Origin of the sequence: Nocardioides kribbensis, from assembly GCF_015070375.1 — a bacterium.
GTDB classification, from domain to species: Bacteria; Actinomycetota; Actinomycetes; order Propionibacteriales; family Nocardioidaceae; genus Nocardioides; species Nocardioides kribbensis.
Map to the genome: position 1 here is coordinate 301,764 of NZ_JADCLL010000001.1, position 15,946 is coordinate 317,709.

General features: G+C 72.4%; 13 protein-coding genes. 8 read left to right on the top strand and 5 right to left on the bottom strand.

Annotated elements, in window-relative coordinates; genetic code table 11:
• Window positions 1-59 precede the first annotated feature (59 nt).
• From IR170_RS01475 to IR170_RS01505, 7 genes are read left to right on the top strand one after another with little or no spacing between them, the layout of a single operon-like run.
• Window positions 60-1,301 carry a PP2C family protein-serine/threonine phosphatase gene (locus tag IR170_RS01475; RefSeq protein WP_193660938.1) on the top strand — a complete coding sequence of 414 codons (1,242 nt, stop codon included), beginning with the start codon at window positions 60-62 and terminating at the stop codon, window positions 1,299-1,301.
• Entirely contained in the window at window positions 1,298-3,346 is a 2,049-nt protein-coding gene (locus tag IR170_RS01480) for a glycosyltransferase (protein WP_193660939.1), read from the top strand. Before IR170_RS01475 ends, IR170_RS01480 begins: the two co-directional genes overlap by 4 nt.
• On the top strand, window positions 3,343-3,678 hold the full coding sequence (locus IR170_RS01485; RefSeq protein ID WP_056864314.1) for an STAS domain-containing protein: 336 nt from the start codon (window positions 3,343-3,345) through the stop codon (window positions 3,676-3,678). The genes IR170_RS01480 and IR170_RS01485 overlap by 4 nt, the downstream gene beginning before the upstream one ends.
• Complete coding sequence (locus IR170_RS01490; RefSeq protein WP_193660940.1) at window positions 3,671-4,135, top strand: ATP-binding protein; 465 nt, start codon at window positions 3,671-3,673, stop codon at window positions 4,133-4,135. The genes IR170_RS01485 and IR170_RS01490 overlap by 8 nt, the downstream gene beginning before the upstream one ends.
• On the top strand, window positions 4,120-5,502 hold the full coding sequence (locus IR170_RS01495; RefSeq protein WP_193660941.1) for a glycoside hydrolase family 26 protein: 1,383 nt from the start codon (window positions 4,120-4,122) through the stop codon (window positions 5,500-5,502). Before IR170_RS01490 ends, IR170_RS01495 begins: the two co-directional genes overlap by 16 nt.
• Window positions 5,503-5,517: 15 nt before the next feature.
• Window positions 5,518-8,061 carry an OpgC domain-containing protein gene (gene opgC, locus IR170_RS01500; RefSeq protein WP_193660942.1) on the top strand — a complete coding sequence of 848 codons (2,544 nt, stop codon included), beginning with the start codon at window positions 5,518-5,520 and terminating at the stop codon, window positions 8,059-8,061.
• 47 nt (window positions 8,062-8,108) lie between these two features.
• Window positions 8,109-9,167 (top strand): AbrB family transcriptional regulator, encoded by a 1,059-nt coding sequence (locus tag IR170_RS01505; protein WP_319804857.1) that lies wholly within the window; start codon window positions 8,109-8,111, stop codon window positions 9,165-9,167.
• 27 nt (window positions 9,168-9,194) lie between these two features.
• Here the strand turns inward: IR170_RS01505 and IR170_RS01510 are convergent, their stop codons facing one another.
• The 4 genes from IR170_RS01510 to uvrB all read right to left on the bottom strand — a co-directional run bounded on the left by IR170_RS01510 (window position 9,195) and on the right by uvrB (window position 13,486).
• On the bottom strand, window positions 9,195-9,491 hold the full coding sequence (locus IR170_RS01510; protein WP_319804858.1) for a hypothetical protein: 297 nt from the start codon (window positions 9,489-9,491) through the stop codon (window positions 9,195-9,197).
• A complete protein-coding gene (locus IR170_RS01515; RefSeq protein ID WP_319804859.1) occupies window positions 9,488-10,777 on the bottom strand; it encodes an MFS transporter in 1,290 nt (429 codons plus the stop codon). The genes IR170_RS01510 and IR170_RS01515 overlap by 4 nt, the downstream gene beginning before the upstream one ends.
• 121 nt (window positions 10,778-10,898) lie before the next feature.
• Entirely contained in the window at window positions 10,899-11,357 is a 459-nt protein-coding gene (locus tag IR170_RS01520; RefSeq protein ID WP_227488383.1) for a VOC family protein, read from the bottom strand.
• A 2-nt stretch (window positions 11,358-11,359) separates the two neighbouring features.
• Entirely contained in the window at window positions 11,360-13,486 is a 2,127-nt protein-coding gene (uvrB, locus tag IR170_RS01525) for an excinuclease ABC subunit UvrB (RefSeq protein ID WP_193660943.1), read from the bottom strand.
• A gap of 56 nt (window positions 13,487-13,542) precedes the next feature.
• On the opposite strand from uvrB, the gene IR170_RS01530 reads away from it, so the two are divergent.
• Entirely contained in the window at window positions 13,543-14,805 is a 1,263-nt protein-coding gene (locus IR170_RS01530) for a phospholipase D-like domain-containing protein (protein ID WP_193660944.1), read from the top strand.
• A gap of 88 nt (window positions 14,806-14,893) precedes the next feature.
• Here the strand turns inward: IR170_RS01530 and IR170_RS01535 are convergent, their stop codons facing one another.
• Window positions 14,894-15,877, bottom strand: a complete 984-nt coding sequence (locus IR170_RS01535; RefSeq protein WP_193660945.1) for an SCP2 sterol-binding domain-containing protein — start codon at window positions 15,875-15,877, stop codon at window positions 14,894-14,896.
• Window positions 15,878-15,946: the final 69 nt, after the last annotated feature.

Consider the following 15,946-nt stretch of genomic DNA (forward strand, 5'->3'; position numbering starts at 1 on the left):
GCCTGTGACGTGACAGAGTTGGCGCATTCGGGACACAGCCCTGAAAGGGTTCGACACACATGGGGAGCACCACCGCGATGCCGCACGCGCTCGACGCGGCCAAGGAGGACCGTCGGCAGCGGGCCGTGGAGTCGCTCGGGCTCCAGCTCGACCGCCCCGAGGAGCGCTTCGACCGCATCGCCCGGCTGGCCCACCTGGTCTTCGACGTGCCGATGTCCAGCGTCACCGTGCTCGACGGCGACCGTGCCCTCTTCCCCGGCATGTACGGCCTGCCCGGTCGCGAGCTGCCCCGCGTCGACTGCCTGTGCGACGAGACCCACGCCGGCGGCGCGCTGATGATCGTCGAGGACGCCTCCCTCGACGAGCGCTTCGCCCACCTCCCGGCGGTCACCGACCTCGGCATCCGGTTCTACGCCGCCCAGCCGATCCTCGACCCGGCCGGCAACGTCGTGGGCACGTTCGCCATCTACGACACCCGCCCGCGCCGCCTCGACGCGGAGCGGCTGACCGCCTTCGACGACATGGCCGCCTGGGCCCAGCAGGAGCTCGTGGCCTCCACCGAGATGACCCAGGCGACCTGGGTGCAGTCCTCGATGCTGCCCGCGCGCGCCCTCAGCTCCGACTCCTGGACCATCAACGGGATGTGCCTGCCCTCCCTGGCCGTCGGCGGCGACTTCTACGACTACGGCATCGCCCAGGGCGTGGCCCACCTCGGCCTGGGCGACGTCATGGGCAAGGGCACCGGAGCCGCGCTGGTGGGGGCCGGGGTCCGCTCGGCCCTGCGCGGCACCCACTCCGCCGTCGTCGCGGGCGTCGACCTCGGGGTCACCGTGACCCAGGTCGCGCGCAGCCTGATGGCCGACCTCGAGCGCACGGAGTCCTTCGTGACCCTCTTCGAGGCCGCCATCGACCTCGACGACGGCTACCTGCGCTACGTCGACGCCGGCAGCGGGCTGTGCCTGGTGGTCCGGCCCGACGGCGAGGTCGTGCGCCTCGGCGGCTCCGACGCGCCGATCGGCGTCCTGCCCGACGACCACTGGGGCGAGCTCGACGTGCAGCTCGAGCCCGGCGACCGCGTGCTGATGTTCAGCGACGGCCTGCTCGACCTCGTCGACGAGCAGGTGCGCTGGTGGGAGCCGATCGGCGCCCTCGTCGCCGCGCACGACGACGTCAACTCGCTGCTCGCCGGGATCGCCCTGCTGGCGCGCGAGCGCACCCCCCTCGACGACGTGACCGCGGTCGCCGTCTACTACGCCCCCTCCCCCGCGCCCCTCTCGCCCTCGCAGGAGGACAGCCCATGACCCGCCGGCTGCTGCTGATCCGGTCCATCGTCCTGGTGACGGCCATCCTCGGCCTGAACTACGTCGTGTGGCGGTGGCTGTTCTCGGTGAACTGGGACGCCTGGTGGCTGGCCGTGCCGCTCGTCGTCGCGGAGACCTACAGCCTGGTCGACTCGCTGCTGTTCGGGCTCGGCATGTGGCGGCTCAAGGAGCGCGGCGAGCCCCCGCTGCCCGAGGAGGGCCTGACGGTCGACGTCCTCATCACGACCTACAACGAGCCCATCGACCTCGTCATGGCCACCGCCCGGGCGGCGCTGGACATCCGCTACCCCCACGAGACCTGGATCCTCGACGACGGCAACCGCCCGGAGATGCGCGCGGCGGCCGAGGCCGCCGGGGTCGGCTGGATCACCCGCTCGCAGGACTGGGTCGACATGCCCCGGCACGCCAAGGCGGGCAACCTCAACAACGCCCTCGAGCAGACCGAGGGCGAGTTCCTGCTCATCCTCGACGCCGACCAGGTGCCGGAGCCGCAGATCCTCGACCGCACCCTGGGCTACTTCCGCGACGAGAAGATGGGGCTGGTCCAGACCAACCAGTTCTTCGTCAACGTGCCCGACGACGACCCGCTCGGCAGCCAGGCGCCGCTGTTCTACGGCCCGATCCAGGCCGGCAAGGACGGCTGGAACGCCGCCTTCTTCTGCGGCTCCAACGCCGTGCTGCGCCGCGACGCGCTCATGCAGATCGGCGTCGTGCGCTACGCCGACGAGATGGCGCTCAAGGTGTGGCGCAACCTGTACTACGGCGAGTCGGTCATCAAGAAGGCACGCCGCCAGACCCCGCGCGAGGAGACCCTCGTGCGTGACGCCCTCGGCGAGGTCGAGCAGGCGGTCAAGGACGCCCGGGAGCGGCTGGGGCGCGGCGAGGCGATGTTCGACGTCACCTACGACTTCCAGCGCACGGTCGAGGAGGTCCGCCGTCGGCTCGTGGCCTCCGACCTCGAGGTGATGGCCGCAGACCTCGAGGCCATCGCCGCCCTGGAGGAGCAGTCCGGCGAGGGCGACGGCAGCCTCGTCGACCCGCAGAGCGTGCTCGAGCGCATGTCGCACCGCGACTGGTCCCCGCTGGGCGCGATCGACTCGGTGCAGGCCCTCGTCGACTCCGTCAACGTCGACCGACACGGCGAGGCGCAGGCGGTGATGCCGATGGCGACGATCTCGGTCACCGAGGACATGGCCACCTGCATGCGGATGCACGGCCTGGGCTGGAAGTCGGCCTACCACGACGAGAACCTCGCCTTCGGCCTCGCCCCGGAGGACCTCGAGACGATGCTGACCCAGCGGCTGCGCTGGGCCCAGGGCACCATGCAGGTGATGATGCGGGAGAACCCGCTCACCCAGCGGCGCCTGACGTGGGGCCAGCGGCTCATGTACTTCTCCACCATGTGGAGCTACCTGTCGGGCTTCGCCGCGATCGTCTACCTGGCGGCCCCGGTGATCTACCTCGTCTTCGGCGTGCTGCCGGTGCAGGCGCTGAGCTCGGACTTCTTCATCCGCCTCGTGCCGTTCCTGGTCGTCAACCAGCTGCTGTTCCTCGTCGTGGCCAACGGCCGCAAGACCTGGCGCGGGCAGCAGTACTCCCTCGCCCTCTTCCCGACCTGGATCCGCGCCTTCACCTCCGCCTTCGGCAACGTCGTGATGGGCCGCTCCCTCGACTTCGCCGTCACCCCCAAGGAGAAGCGCAGCCCGACCGGACCCGCCTGGCACCTGGTGCGACCGCAGCTGATCGCGATGGGTGCGCTCGTCGTGGCCAGCGTCGTCGGCGTCGCGCGACTCGCCGCGGGCCAGGCCGGCGGTGTCGGCACGGTGCTCAACCTGCTGTGGGTCGCCTTCGACCTCGCGATCTTCTCCGTCATCATCAAGGCCGCGCGCTACCGCGGCTTCGAGCCCGTCGACGCACCGCCGGCGCCCGCCGGCCCGACCGAACCCACGACCAGCAGCACGCACACGACCAGCCACACGCCTGACCGGGCCTCCGGGCAGAGCCACGCAGAGGGAGCAGCATGACCGAGTTCCACGTCGACACCACCGCCAGCGGGATCGGTGTCGTCCGCCCCGAGGGACGCCTCAACATGGTGGCCGCCCGCCAGCTCAAGAGCGTGCTGGCCGACCTGGTCGCCGGTGGCACGCACCGCATCGTGGTCGACCTCGCCGACACCAGCTTCATCGACTCCTCCGGCCTCGGCGCGCTGATCGGCGGGGTGAAGTCGACCCGCCAGCAGGGCGGCGACCTGCGGATCGCGCGCCCCACCGAGGCCGTCCTGACGGTGCTCGACCTGACCAACCTGACCAAGATCCTGCGTCCGCGCGACACCGTCGACGGGGCCTTCGATGACTGAGTCCTCGACGCTGCAGGCCCTCCCCGACCGGCTGGAGCTCTCGGCACCGGCGAGCGAGGAGATGCTCGACCTCGTGCACGTGCTGCTCGAGCACCTGTGGCAGCAGCACGAGGAGGTGCCGGTCGCCGAGCGGATGCGGGTGGAGATGGCGGTGATCGAGATCCTCGCCAACGTCATCGAGCACGCCTTCGAGGTCGACGCGGGGCGCCCCGCCGCCGACGAGCGCGGCGACGGCCGGCGCTTCACGATCACCCTCGGCGTGACCGACGCCGAGGTGCTCATCGACCTCGCCGACAACGGCGAGCCCGCGGCGATCGACCTCAGCCGCGTCACGATGCCCGACGAGGACGCCGAGTCGGGTCGTGGGCTGGCGCTCGCCCTGGCCTCGCTCACGGACCTGTCGTTCCACAGCGCCGACGGCCGCAACCACTGGAGCATGCGATGCGACCTGTCGTGACCGCGCTCGCGGGACGTCTCGCAGCGGGCGCCGCGGCCGTCCTGGCCGGCGGGCTGCTCGCGACGTCGGTCGCGCCCGCCCACGCCGCCATCGAGCCGGACCCGCGTGCGCCCTGGTTCGGACCCGACCTCGACTGGCGCACCGACACCGCCGAGGCCTACGTCGACCGGCTGGGCACCGACGTGTCGCTCTTCGGGCGCTCGTTCGTCTACCCCCTCAACGACAGCACCGACGAGGCCATCTCCGACCTGTCCGACCAGGCCGCCGACGAGGGCGCCGTCGCGGTGGTGACGCTCCAGCCGACCTCCCTCACCGAGCCCGACGCCCAGGACGCCGAGCGCCTCGGTGGGCTGCTGGCCGACCTGGCCGAGGCCGACGGCAGCACGTTCCTGGTGCGCTTCGCACCGGAGATGAACGGCTCCTGGACCGCGTGGGGCCAGCAGCCGCGCGACTACGTGCGCGCCTTCACCACCGTGGCCGACGGCGTCCACGCGGCCACCGACGAGGCCGCCATGGTGTGGGCCCCGGCCTACGGCGCCGGCTACCCCTTCGACCGCGCGGTCAACTCCACGACGACCTCGGCCGACGCCCCCGCGATCAGTCCCGCGGCGCGTCGGGTGCTCGACACCGACGGCGACGGGCAGGTCACCGAGGCCGACGACCCCTACGGCCCCTACTACCCCGGCGACGACGTCGTGGACTGGGTGGGCCTGACGATGCTGCGCTACGGCGTGACCCAGCAGTTCGGCGCCAACACGGTGCCGGCGCCCGACGAGCTCGACGAGCGCTTCAAGGAGCGCTTCGGCTACGGCGACGACCTGGGGCGCAAGACCTTCTACGTCCGCTTCGCCGGCACCCCCAACCAGCCCTTCCTGCTGACCACGTCGGCGCTGTGGAACCCCCGCGCCGACGGCCCCGACGCCCTGGCCATCCAGCGGCCGTGGTGGCGCCAGGTGCTCGCCGCGACCGAGGAGCGACCGCGACTCGGCGGGGTGCTCTGGCTGGAGCAGGAGCGTGACGAGCCCGAGATCGGCAACGTGGTCGAGTGGGGCCTCACCGCCAACCCCGCCATCGCCCGGGCCTTCCGCACCGACCTCCTCGACAGCGGCTACGACCTCGGTCCCGTGGCGGGCACCACCAGCGGCACCGACCCCGACCGCGCCGACGGCGGCGACTTCGACGGGGACGACCGCTCCCCCGCGGCCAGCCCCACGTCGGAGACCGACGACGAGGCCGCCGGGCCCCAGGACGGCGGCGTCCCGCCCTTCGCCCTCGGGGCGATCTCAGCGGTGGTCGTCCTGCTCGCCGCGGCCATGGTCGCCCTCTCGATCCGCCGACGCCGGATGCGGCCGCCCTGGCTGCGCTGACCTGATCGGACCCCCATGACCCTCCTCCCGGGCGGGCGACGGCCCGCCGCCGCGCTCCGTGCCGTCCTCTCCGCCGTGGCGGTCTGCCTCCTCTCGTGCCTCCTGGCGGGTCTGCTCGTGCCCCGGGCCGCCGGGGCCAGCACGTCGGCCGGGCGCGACGACGACCCGGTGCCCGCCCCGGCCGCGGGAGCACCGTGGTTCGGTCCGACGCTGGACTGGGCCCAGGACCTGCCGGCCGACTACTCCCGCCGTCTCGGCGAGACGCCGTCGCTGTACTCCCAACGGGTGTCCTACCCGCTGGGAGCCGAGGACGCGACGTACCTGCGCCAGTTCGGGGAGCAGGCGGCGACGCAGGGCGCCGTGGCGGTGCTGACCCTGGAGCCCGACGAGGCCCTGGCCGACCTCGGCGCCGACGACGCCGACGACCTGGCCGACGCGCTGGTCGAGCTCCACCGCGCCTACGACAGCTACGTGCTCGTGCGCTTCGCCCCGGAGATGAACGGCACCTGGACCCCCTGGGGCCAGCAGCCGACGGCGTACGTCGAGGCCTTCCGCACCGTCGCCGACGCCGTGCACGAGGCCACCGAGCACGCCGCGATGGTCTGGTCGCCCTCCTACGGAGCGGGCTACCCCTTCGGCGCGTCGGCCCGCGCGGTCGACCCCTCGGGGCAGGTCGAGGTCGACGTGCTCGACACCGACGGCGACGGGACCCTCGACGAGGCCGACGACCCCTACGCGCCCTACTACCCCGGCGACGAGGCCGTCGACTGGGTCGGGCTGTCGCTGTTCTCCTTCGGCGGCACCGAGACCGAGCCCGCCGGCCCCGACGGGGTCAACGAGGTGCCGGCCGCCGGCTCCTTCGAGGCCCGGCTCGACGAGACGTGGGGCTACGCCGACGACACCTCCCGCGAGTCGTTCTACGACCGCTTCGCCGCGCCCGGCGACACCCCCGTGCTGCTCGACACCGCGGCGCTGTGGGTGCCCGACGCCGGCGGCGCCGGGTCCCGCGAGGTCAAGCAGGACTGGTGGCGCCAGGTGCTCGCCGCCCTGCCCGAGCGCCCCCTCGTGGCGGCGCTCACCTGGCTGGAGGTCGAGCGCCCCGAGGACGAGGCGGGCGGGCGCACCGTCGACTGGCGCGCCACCGTCGACGGCCTGGGTCGCCCGCTGCGCGAGGACCTGCGCGCCGCCGGCGTCGACCTGGGGCCGGTCACCAACGTGCTCGACCTCGAGACCGCCAACACCGCGAGTGCCCAGGGCCGCGTGCTCGGCACCGACCTGGGCAACGAGCTGGACTGGATCGTGCTGTGCGCCGTGCTGCTGGCGGCGCTGTTCCTCTTCGCCGGGTTCGCCGGCCGCTTCCTCCCGTCGTGGCGCTACCCCGACGAGCACGACCCGCGCGACCGTCGGCTCGACCTGCTGCGCGGCATGATCATCATCACCGTGGTGGTCACCCACATCGAGCTCGACAGCCCGTACTCGTTCGTGTCGCTCAAGGCCATCGGGGCGATCACCGGCGCCGAGATGTTCGTGCTGCTCTCCGGGGTCGTGCTGGGCATGATCTACGAGCCGACCGTGCGCAAGCTCGGCGAGCGCGCCACGGCGGTCGTGATGCTCAAGCGCGCCCGCAAGCAGTACGTCGTGGCCCTGGTGGTCGTCGTCCTCGTCTACCTGCTCGGCCGCCTCCCCCTCGTCGACGCCTCCGACATCACCACCTTCACCGACCGCGGCACGGGTGAGAACGGCGGCGCCGTCGCCGGGCAGGTCTACGACCTCTACGCGAACTTCCCGCGGCTCTTCGACTACCCCCCGCCCGGCTACGCGATCCGCCAGCTGCTGCTGCTCGAGATGGGGCCGTGGGTCTTCAACATCATGGGTCTCTTCGTCGTGCTCAGCCTGCTGCTGCCGGCGCTGATGTGGCTGATCCGGCGCCGGATGTGGTGGGTGGTCCTCGCGGTGTCGTGGGCGGGCTACGTCTACGCCACCATCGACGACCCGCACTGGCTGCCCTCGCAGTTCGAGGCCGTCTTCCCCCTGCTCATCTGGCAGGTCGCCTTCACCCACGGCCTCGTGGTGGGCTACTACCGGCGCCAGATCACCCGGGTGCTCACGACGCGGCCAGGGAAGGTGGCGACCGCGGCCTTCGTGGTGGGCTACGCCGCCGTGCTGGCCTGGATCTGGTGGGGCAACGCCCACGGCGGACCCGCCCCGGCCCCGCTGCCCGCCGACAGCTACGCCTGGCTGCTGGAGAACTTCTACATCCGCGTCTTCCTCCAGCCCGGGCGGCTCATCGACCTGGTGCTCGTGGTGGTCGTGGCCTTCGCGGTGCTCACCACCTGCTGGAAGCCCATCGACAAGGCCATCGGCTGGCTGTGGATCCCGATGGGGCAGGCCAGCCTCTACGTCTTCATCGTCCACGTCTTCTTCGCACTGGCCGTGGCCAACGTGCCCGGTCTGGACCGCATGAGCTTCTGGCAGGGCACCCTGATCCACACCGTGGTGGTGCTCATCATCTGGGCCATGGTCAAGCGGCAGGTGCTGTTCTCGGTGATCCCCCGCTGAGCGCCGCCCCCGGGCCCGGACGACCGCGGTCGGCCCTGCGGGCCGCGGTGCTGGTGCTCGCCGTCACCGCGGCCGTCAGCCTCGCCCTCGGCGCGCTCGGGCTGCCCTCCCCGGTCCTCTTCGGGGCGCTCCTGGGCGGCATGGCGCACGCCCTGACCTCCCCGACCGAGCTGCGGGTGCCGCCGGCGGCCTTCCGCGTCGGGCAGGGCGTCATCGGCGTCACCATCGGAGCCATGGTGAGCGTGGCCGCGCTCCAGCAGGCGGGTCGCGACCTGCTGCCCATCGCCCTGGTCACCCTCGGCACCCTCGCCCTCAGTCTGGGCGCCGGGCGGCTGCTGGCGCTGCGGCGCGACGTCTCCCCCGTCACCGGCGCCTTCGCCCTCATCGCCGGCGGCGCGTCGGGCATCGTCGCCGTGGCGCGCGACCTGGGCGCCGACGAGCGCGTCGTGACCGTCGTGCAGTACCTCCGGGTGCTCGTCGTGCTGCTGGCGATGCCGCTGGTCACCAGCGTCGTCTTCGCCCCCGCGCGCGGAGTGGGCGGGCCCGGCGGCGCCGGCGCCGCAGGTGGCGCGGGCAGCGACGGTGGTGCGCTGGTCACCGAGACCGGCTTCGTGCTGGTGTCGCTCGTGCTCGGGCTGGCCCTGGCCCGCGCGCTGCCCGTGCCGACGGGCGTGCTGCTGTGGCCGATGCTGGTCGCGGCGGTGCTCGCCGCCACCGGGTGGCTCGGCGCTGCCGGCGTACCGGTGGTGGTGCAGTGGGTGGGCTACCTGCTGATCGGCGTGCAGGTCGGGCTGCGCTTCACCCGCGAGAGCCTGCGCTCCATCGCCAGGATGCTGCCGGTCGTGCTGGTGCTCATCGCGGGCCTGGTGGTCTCGACCGCGGCGATGGGCGCGGTGCTGGCGCGCACCACGGAGGTCGACGGGCTCACCGCCTACCTCGCGACCACCCCGGGCGGCCTCTTCGCGGTCCTGGCCACGGCGGTCGACAGCGGCGCCGACGTCACCTACGTGCTGGCCGTGCAGGTGCTGCGGCTCGTGGTGATCCTGCTGCTCACGCCCCTCCTGGCGCGCTGGCTGCGCCCTGACGCCGGCCCGTCGTCGAGGTAGCAGCGCCCTCGGGCCAGGGGCACACGCTCAGTCGGGCGTGGGGACGTGGGCCTCCCAGCGGGCGCGCCGCTCGGCGTCGCTCTGCTCCCACCACGGCTCGCCCCGCTCGCCGAGCGCGACCTTGGCGGCCTGGACGCCGGCGCGCGAGCGCTTCTCCTCCGCGGTGCCGCGGGTGCGCCTGACGTCGCGGCGCCACGCCATGAGCACCCGCTGCAGCTCGGCGCGACGCTCCTCGGGCACCATCGGGTCGGTCGCGCGCCAGCGGCGCCCGTCGATGACCACGTGGTGACCGTCGTCGGTCAGCGGGGCCCGCTCCTCGCTCACGGCAGCGCCCCGGCCTGGAGGGCCTCGCGGTCGATGACGCGACGGGCCCGGAGCCGGTAGCGGGTGATCTGCACCAGCCCGAGGCCCCACAGGAGGTACTGCAGCGCCATCGCCCACCGGAAGGCCTCCGGGGTGTAGGACGTGCTCGCCCCCGGGGTGCGCCAGTCGAGCACGAGACCGATGGCCACGACCAGCAGCAGGCTGGCCAGGAAGCCGCCCACGTTGATGATGCCGGTGGAGCTGGCCAGCCGCTCGGCGGGGTTGGAGGTGCGCCCCACGTCGAAGCCGATCATCGAGGCCGGACCACCCACCCCGCAGACCAGGGCCAGCACGACCAGCACGCCGAACGGCGCCTCCCCCGGCCAGGCCAGCACGACGGTCCAGGTGGCGGCGATCGCCGTGACCACCACGAGGGCCATCGTCGAGCGGTGCCAGGGGTGCTGACCCACGAGCCAGCCGAGCACCGGCCCGCCGGTGACCACGGCGACGACGAGCAGCGTCAGCAGGACGCCCGCCTCGGTGGGCGTGCGCCCCTCGCCGCGCACGAAGAACGGGTAGCCCCACAGCAGGCTCAGGGTGGTCGCGCTGAACTGGGTGGAGAAGTGGATCCAGAAGCCCAGGCGCGTGCCCGGGTGGGCCCACGAGGCGGCCAGGCTGCGGCGCACGGCGCTCGGTGACAGGGCGGCGCCGCGCAGGTTGCGCGCATCGGGGGTGTCGCGCAGCACGACCAGGCCGACGAGGGCCAGGATGACGCCCAGGGAGGCCGTGAACAGGTAGGCCCGCGTCCAGCCCACCGTCGAGAGCGCCCAGGTCATGGGCACCGCCGCCCCGATGGCGCCGACCTGGCCGAGCGTGCCGGTCAGCTGGGTGATGAGCGGGATGCGCCGCGGGGCGAACCACATCGCGAGGGTGCGCAGCACGCAGATGAAGGTCATGGCGTCGCCGAGACCGACGAAGAAGCGCGCCAGCAGCGCCAGCGGGTAGGTCTCGGCCAGTGCGAAGCCGGCCTGGGCCGCGGAGAGCACGACGGCGCCGGTCAGCAGCACGCTGCGTGAGCCGAACCGGTCGACGAGCAGCCCGACCGGCACCTGCATCGCGGCGTAGACGAGCAGCTGCAGCATGGTGAAGGTGGCCAGCTGGGCCGCGGAGATGTCGAAGCGCTCGGTCGCGGCCAGGCCGGCGACCGCCAGGGAGGAGCGGTGGAAGACCGCCAGCAGGTAGATCAGCAGGCCGACGGTCCACACCGGGAGGGCCGCGCGGAGCGTGGGCTCGACGGTCGGGTTCACTCCCCCATCCTGCTCCGCCGTGCCGTCGGCGCCGCACCAGGGGTCGGGCGGCGGACGGACCGGTGCTGGGAGCTGTGGGCGGGGCTGCGGTCGGAGCAGGAGGCAGGGAAGGGGACGGGGCTCAGTCGAGGCAGAACTCGTTGCCCTCGGGGTCGGCCATCACGATGATGCCCTCGTCGGCGCCGTCGGCCTCCACACGCCGCAGCCGGCTGCCGCCCAGGGCGACCAGGCGCTCGCACTCGGCCTCGAGTGCGGCCATGCGCGCCTCGCCGCTGAGACCCGGCGCGGCCCGCACGTCGAGGTGCACGCGGTTCTTCGTGGTCTTCGCCTCGGGCACCCGCTGGAAGAACAGCCGCGGGCCGCTGCCGGTGGGGTCGTGGAGTGCCCAGGCCCGCCCCCGCTCCTCGGGCGGCACGCCCCAGGCCTCCAAGGCCGCCTCCCACGTGTCGAACCCGGCGGGCGGCTCGTCGTCGACGTAGCCCAGCACGGCGCGCCAGAACCCGGCCAGCGCACGGGGGTCGGTGGCGTCGAGGGTCACCTGCACCTCGCGCACGACCGCCGCCACGTCGGTGCCCGCCAAGCTCACTTGGTGGCCTCCATCATCTGCCGCAGCTCCTTCTTGAGGTCGGAGATCTCGTCGCGCATGCGCGCCGCGACCTCGAACTGCAGCTCGGCCGCCGCCGTGCGCATCTGCTCAGTGAGGTCCTGGATGAGCTGGGCGAGGTCGGCGCTGGGCATGCCCGAGACGTCGGGGGCGTGGGTGCCGGCGGCCTTCTCCCCCAGCACCGGGGTGGGCTGACGGACCTTCGCACCGCCGGCGCGCCCCTTGGCGGCCGTGCCGGCCCAGGTCTCGAGCAGCGCCTGGGTGTTCTCGTCCTCGCGGGCGAGCATCTCGGTGATGTCGGCGATCTTCTTGCGCAACGGCATCGGGTCGACGCCGTGGGCCTTGTTGTAGGCGATCTGCTTGTCGCGGCGGCGGTTGGTCTCCTCGATCGCCATCTCCATCGAGGGGGTGATCTTGTCGGCGTACATGTGCACCTGGCCCGACACGTTGCGCGCTGCTCGGCCGATGGTCTGGATGAGCGACTTGTCGGAGCGCAGGAAGCCCTCCTTGTCGGCGTCGAGGATCGAGACGAGCGACACCTCGGGCAGGTCGAGGCCCTCGCGCAGCAGGTTGATGCCGACCAACACGTCGTAGTCGCCCAGACGCAGGTCGCGCAGCAGCTCGATGCGCTTGAGGGTGTCGATCTCGGAGTGGAGGTAGCGGGTGCGGATGCCGGCGTCGAGGAGGTAGTCGGTGAGGTCCTCCGACATCTTCTTGGTCAGCGTGGTGACCAGGACGCGCTCGTCCTTCTCCGCCCGCAGCCGGATCTCGTGGATGAGGTCGTCGATCTGGCCCTTCGTGGGCTTGACCACCACCTCGGGGTCGATGAGGCCGGTCGGGCGGATGATCTGCTCGACGGTGTCGCCGCCGACCTTGTCCAGCTCGTAGTCGCCCGGTGTCGCGGAGAGGTAGATCGTCTGACCGATCCGCTCGAGGAACTCCTCCCACCGCAGCGGCCGGTTGTCCATGGCGCTGGGGAGGCGGAAGCCGTGGTCGACGAGGTTGCGCTTGCGCGACATGTCGCCCTCGTACATGCCACCGATCTGCGGCACCGCCACGTGGGACTCGTCGACGACGAGGAGATAGTCCTCGGGGAAGTAGTCGAGCAGGCAGTTGGGCGCCGAGCCGTGGGTGCGCCCGTCCATGTGCATCGAGTAGTTCTCGATGCCGGAGCAGGAGCCGACCTGGCGCATCATCTCGACGTCGTAGGTCGTGCGCATGCGCAGCCGCTGGGCCTCGAGCAGCTTGCCCTGCTTCTCGAAGGCGGCGAGCTGGTCCTCCAGCTCCAGCTCGATGCCCTTGATGGCCCGCTCCATGCGCTCGGGGCCGGCGACGTAGTGGGTCGCGGGGAAGACGTAGAGCTCGGTGTCCTCGGTGAGCACCTCGCCGGTGACGGCGTGCAGGCTCATGAGCCGCTCGATCTCGTCGCCGAAGAACTCGATGCGGATCGCGTGCTCCTCGTAGACCGGGAAGATCTCGAGGGTGTCGCCGCGCACCCGGAAGGTGCCCCGGGTGAAGGACATGTCGTTGCGGGTGTACTGGATCTCCACCAGCTGGCGCAGGATCGAGTCGCGGTCGCGCTCCTCGCCGACCTTGAGCCGCAGCATCCGGTCGACGTACTCCTGCGGGGTGCCGAGGCCGTAGATGCAGGAGACCGTCGAGACCACGATGACGTCGCGCCGGGTCAGCAGCGAGTTGGTGGCCGAGTGACGCAGCCGCTCGACCTCCTCGTTGATCGAGGAGTCCTTCTCGATGTAGGTGTCGGTCTGCGGCACGTAGGCCTCGGGCTGGTAGTAGTCGTAGTAGCTCACGAAGTACTCGACCGCGTTGTCGGGGAAGAGCTGGCGCAGCTCGTTGGCGAACTGCGCGGCCAGCGTCTTGTTGGGCTGGAGCACCAGCATGGGACGCTGCACCTGCTCGGCCACCCAGGCCACGGTGGCCGTCTTGCCCGTGCCGGTGGCACCGAGGAGGACGACGTCCTCGACCCCGTCGTTGATGCGGCGGGTGATCTCCTTGATGGCGGTCGGCTGGTCTCCGGAGGGCTCGTAGTCGGAGACGACCTTGAAGGGGGCCACGCGGCGCTCGAGATCGGTGACGGGTCGCATGCTGCGAGCCTACGACCGGCCACCGACACTCCCCACCGTGACGCTAGGTTGTCCCCGTGAGACCGCGACCGCCGAGCGTCGCCGACCGTGTGGTCACCCTGCTGCGCCGGACCCTGCTGAGCGTCTTCGGCGTGCCCCTGGTCATCGCGGTCGCGATGTCGCTGGTCGACTCCTACCGCCGCCGCGGCAAGCACCCCAAGCCCTTCCCGACCACGCCGCCGCGCACGGTGGACATCGGCGACGGCGCGGTGACGACCTACACCTACGGCCAGGACCTCTACGAGGACATGCTCGCGGCCATCGAGGGCGCCGAGCGGCAGATCCTCTTCGAGACCTACATCTGGAAGGGCGACCAGACCGGCGAGCGGTTCAAGCACGCGCTCGTCGCGGCCGCCGACCGCGGCGTCGACGTCTACTGCATCTACGACGGGTTCGCCAACCTGGTCGTCTCCCCCGTCTTCAAGCGCTTCCCCCGCCAGGTCAAGGTGCTGCGCTACCCCGTCTACGCCGCCGGCTGGCGCTTCTTCGACGTCCGCCGCTACGGCCGCGACCACCGCAAGATCCTGGTCGTCGACAGCACGGTCGGCTTCGTGGGCGGCTACAACATCGGCGACGCCTACGAGACCGAGTGGCGCGACACCCACGTGCGGATCACCGGCCCCGGCGTGTGGGACCTGCAGCGTGCCTTCGCCGACTTCTGGAACCTCAACCGCCGTCGCCTCATCGGCGTGAGCGAGCGGCCGCTGCTGCTGGAGACCAGCTCGGTGTGGGAGCCCCGGATCCGGATCCAGCGCAACGTGCCGCGGCTGTGGATGTTCCCCATCCGGTCGATGTACCTCGAGGCCATCAACCGAGCCGGCCGCAACGTGTGGATGACGCAGGCCTACTTCATCCCCGACCAGGACTTCGTCGACGCCCTGCGAGCCGCCGCGCGCCGCGGGGTCGACGTGCGGCTGCTGGTGCCGCTGAAGTCCAACCACATCGTGGCCGACTGGATCTCGCGCGGCTACTTCTCCCAGCTGCTCGACGCCGGGGTGCGCATCTTCCGCTTCCGCGACGCGATGGTGCACGCCAAGACCGCCACCGTCGACGGCACGTGGACCACGGTCGGCACCGCCAACATCGACCGGCTCAGCCTCTCGGGCAACTACGAGGTCAACGTCGAGGTCATCGACGAGTCGCTGGCCAAGACGCTGGAGGAGATCTGGATGGTCGACGAGTCCAACAGCCTCGAGCTCACCCGTGGCGAGTGGGAGGCCCGCGACCTGCACCGCAAGTTCACCGAGCTCGTGCTGCGCCCGCTGCGCCCGCTGCTCTGAGGCGCGCCGCTCCGCCGGCTCGACCGCTCGCCCGCGCGGGGCCGGGGCGCTCGGGGCCGGGCCGCTCCGGACCGGGCCGCCCGGGGCCTCAACGCCGGGCGCGCTGCGGGACGGCCCTCGGGAAGTCGATGGCCCCGGCGAGCTGCAGCGCCTTGGCCCGGTCGCCGCGGACCTTCAGCTGGCCGCGGAGCACGCCGGTCATGACGCTGAGCTGGCCCGTGGCCAGGCGCAGGAAGTCGTGGGCCTCGCACACGATGGTGGCGTCACGACCGTCACGACCGTCGTCGCCGGGCTCGGTGCGCTCCACGGTGGTGTGCCCGCGGTCGATGCGCACCAGGTAGCGGTCGGCCGGGAGGTCGCCGCTGGCCGCCAGGCGGAAGCCGACGGCCACGCGCAGCCGCGAGGCGCGGCCCACGTCGACGAAGTCGGGCAGGCGGCGGAAGACCTCGTCGAGCACGACCGGCCGGAAGCCGCCGGCCATGACCGAGCGCAGGTGGTCGGTGCCCGCCTCCGCGACCGCCGTGGCGACCTCGACCGGGTCGAGGGCGGTGAGGTCGACGGCCACCTCGTCGTGACCGGGCACCCGGAACAGGCCCCCGACGCCCAGGGCCAGCATCGCGTCGCCCTCGACCTCGAGGTGGCCCGCGAGGTGGTCGAGGGCCGCGTTGCCCTGGCCGGTGACGAGCCGGGCGAAGCGCAGCAGGGTGCTGCGCAGGACGACGTCGGCCCCCGCGGGGTCCGGCCCGAGGGCGGACACCTCCACGAGCGGCTCGACGACCCCGTCGGCGAAGGACAGGCCCCGCGTCTCGACCCCGCCGTCGCTGGTGGTCAGCTCGAAGCGCACCGAGCCCTTGAGGTCGGCCAGCCGCGCGGGGTCGGCGTACTCGTCGAGGCGTCGCAGGATGCCGGTGACGGCGGCGGCGCGGACCTGGGGGCGCCCGAGGAGCTCGACGAGCCGGTCGTCGGGCGTCGCGGCGACCGCGGCGACCAGACCCTCGGCGGGGGCCGCGGCGAAGAAGGCGGCCGCGGACTCGCGGTCGGCGGTGCGCAGCAGGTCGAGGTCGGTGCTCATCGGTCCTCCGGCAGGTGTGACTCGGCTCACGTGAGTGTGACACGGAGTCGCAGCAACCGTCCTCCTACC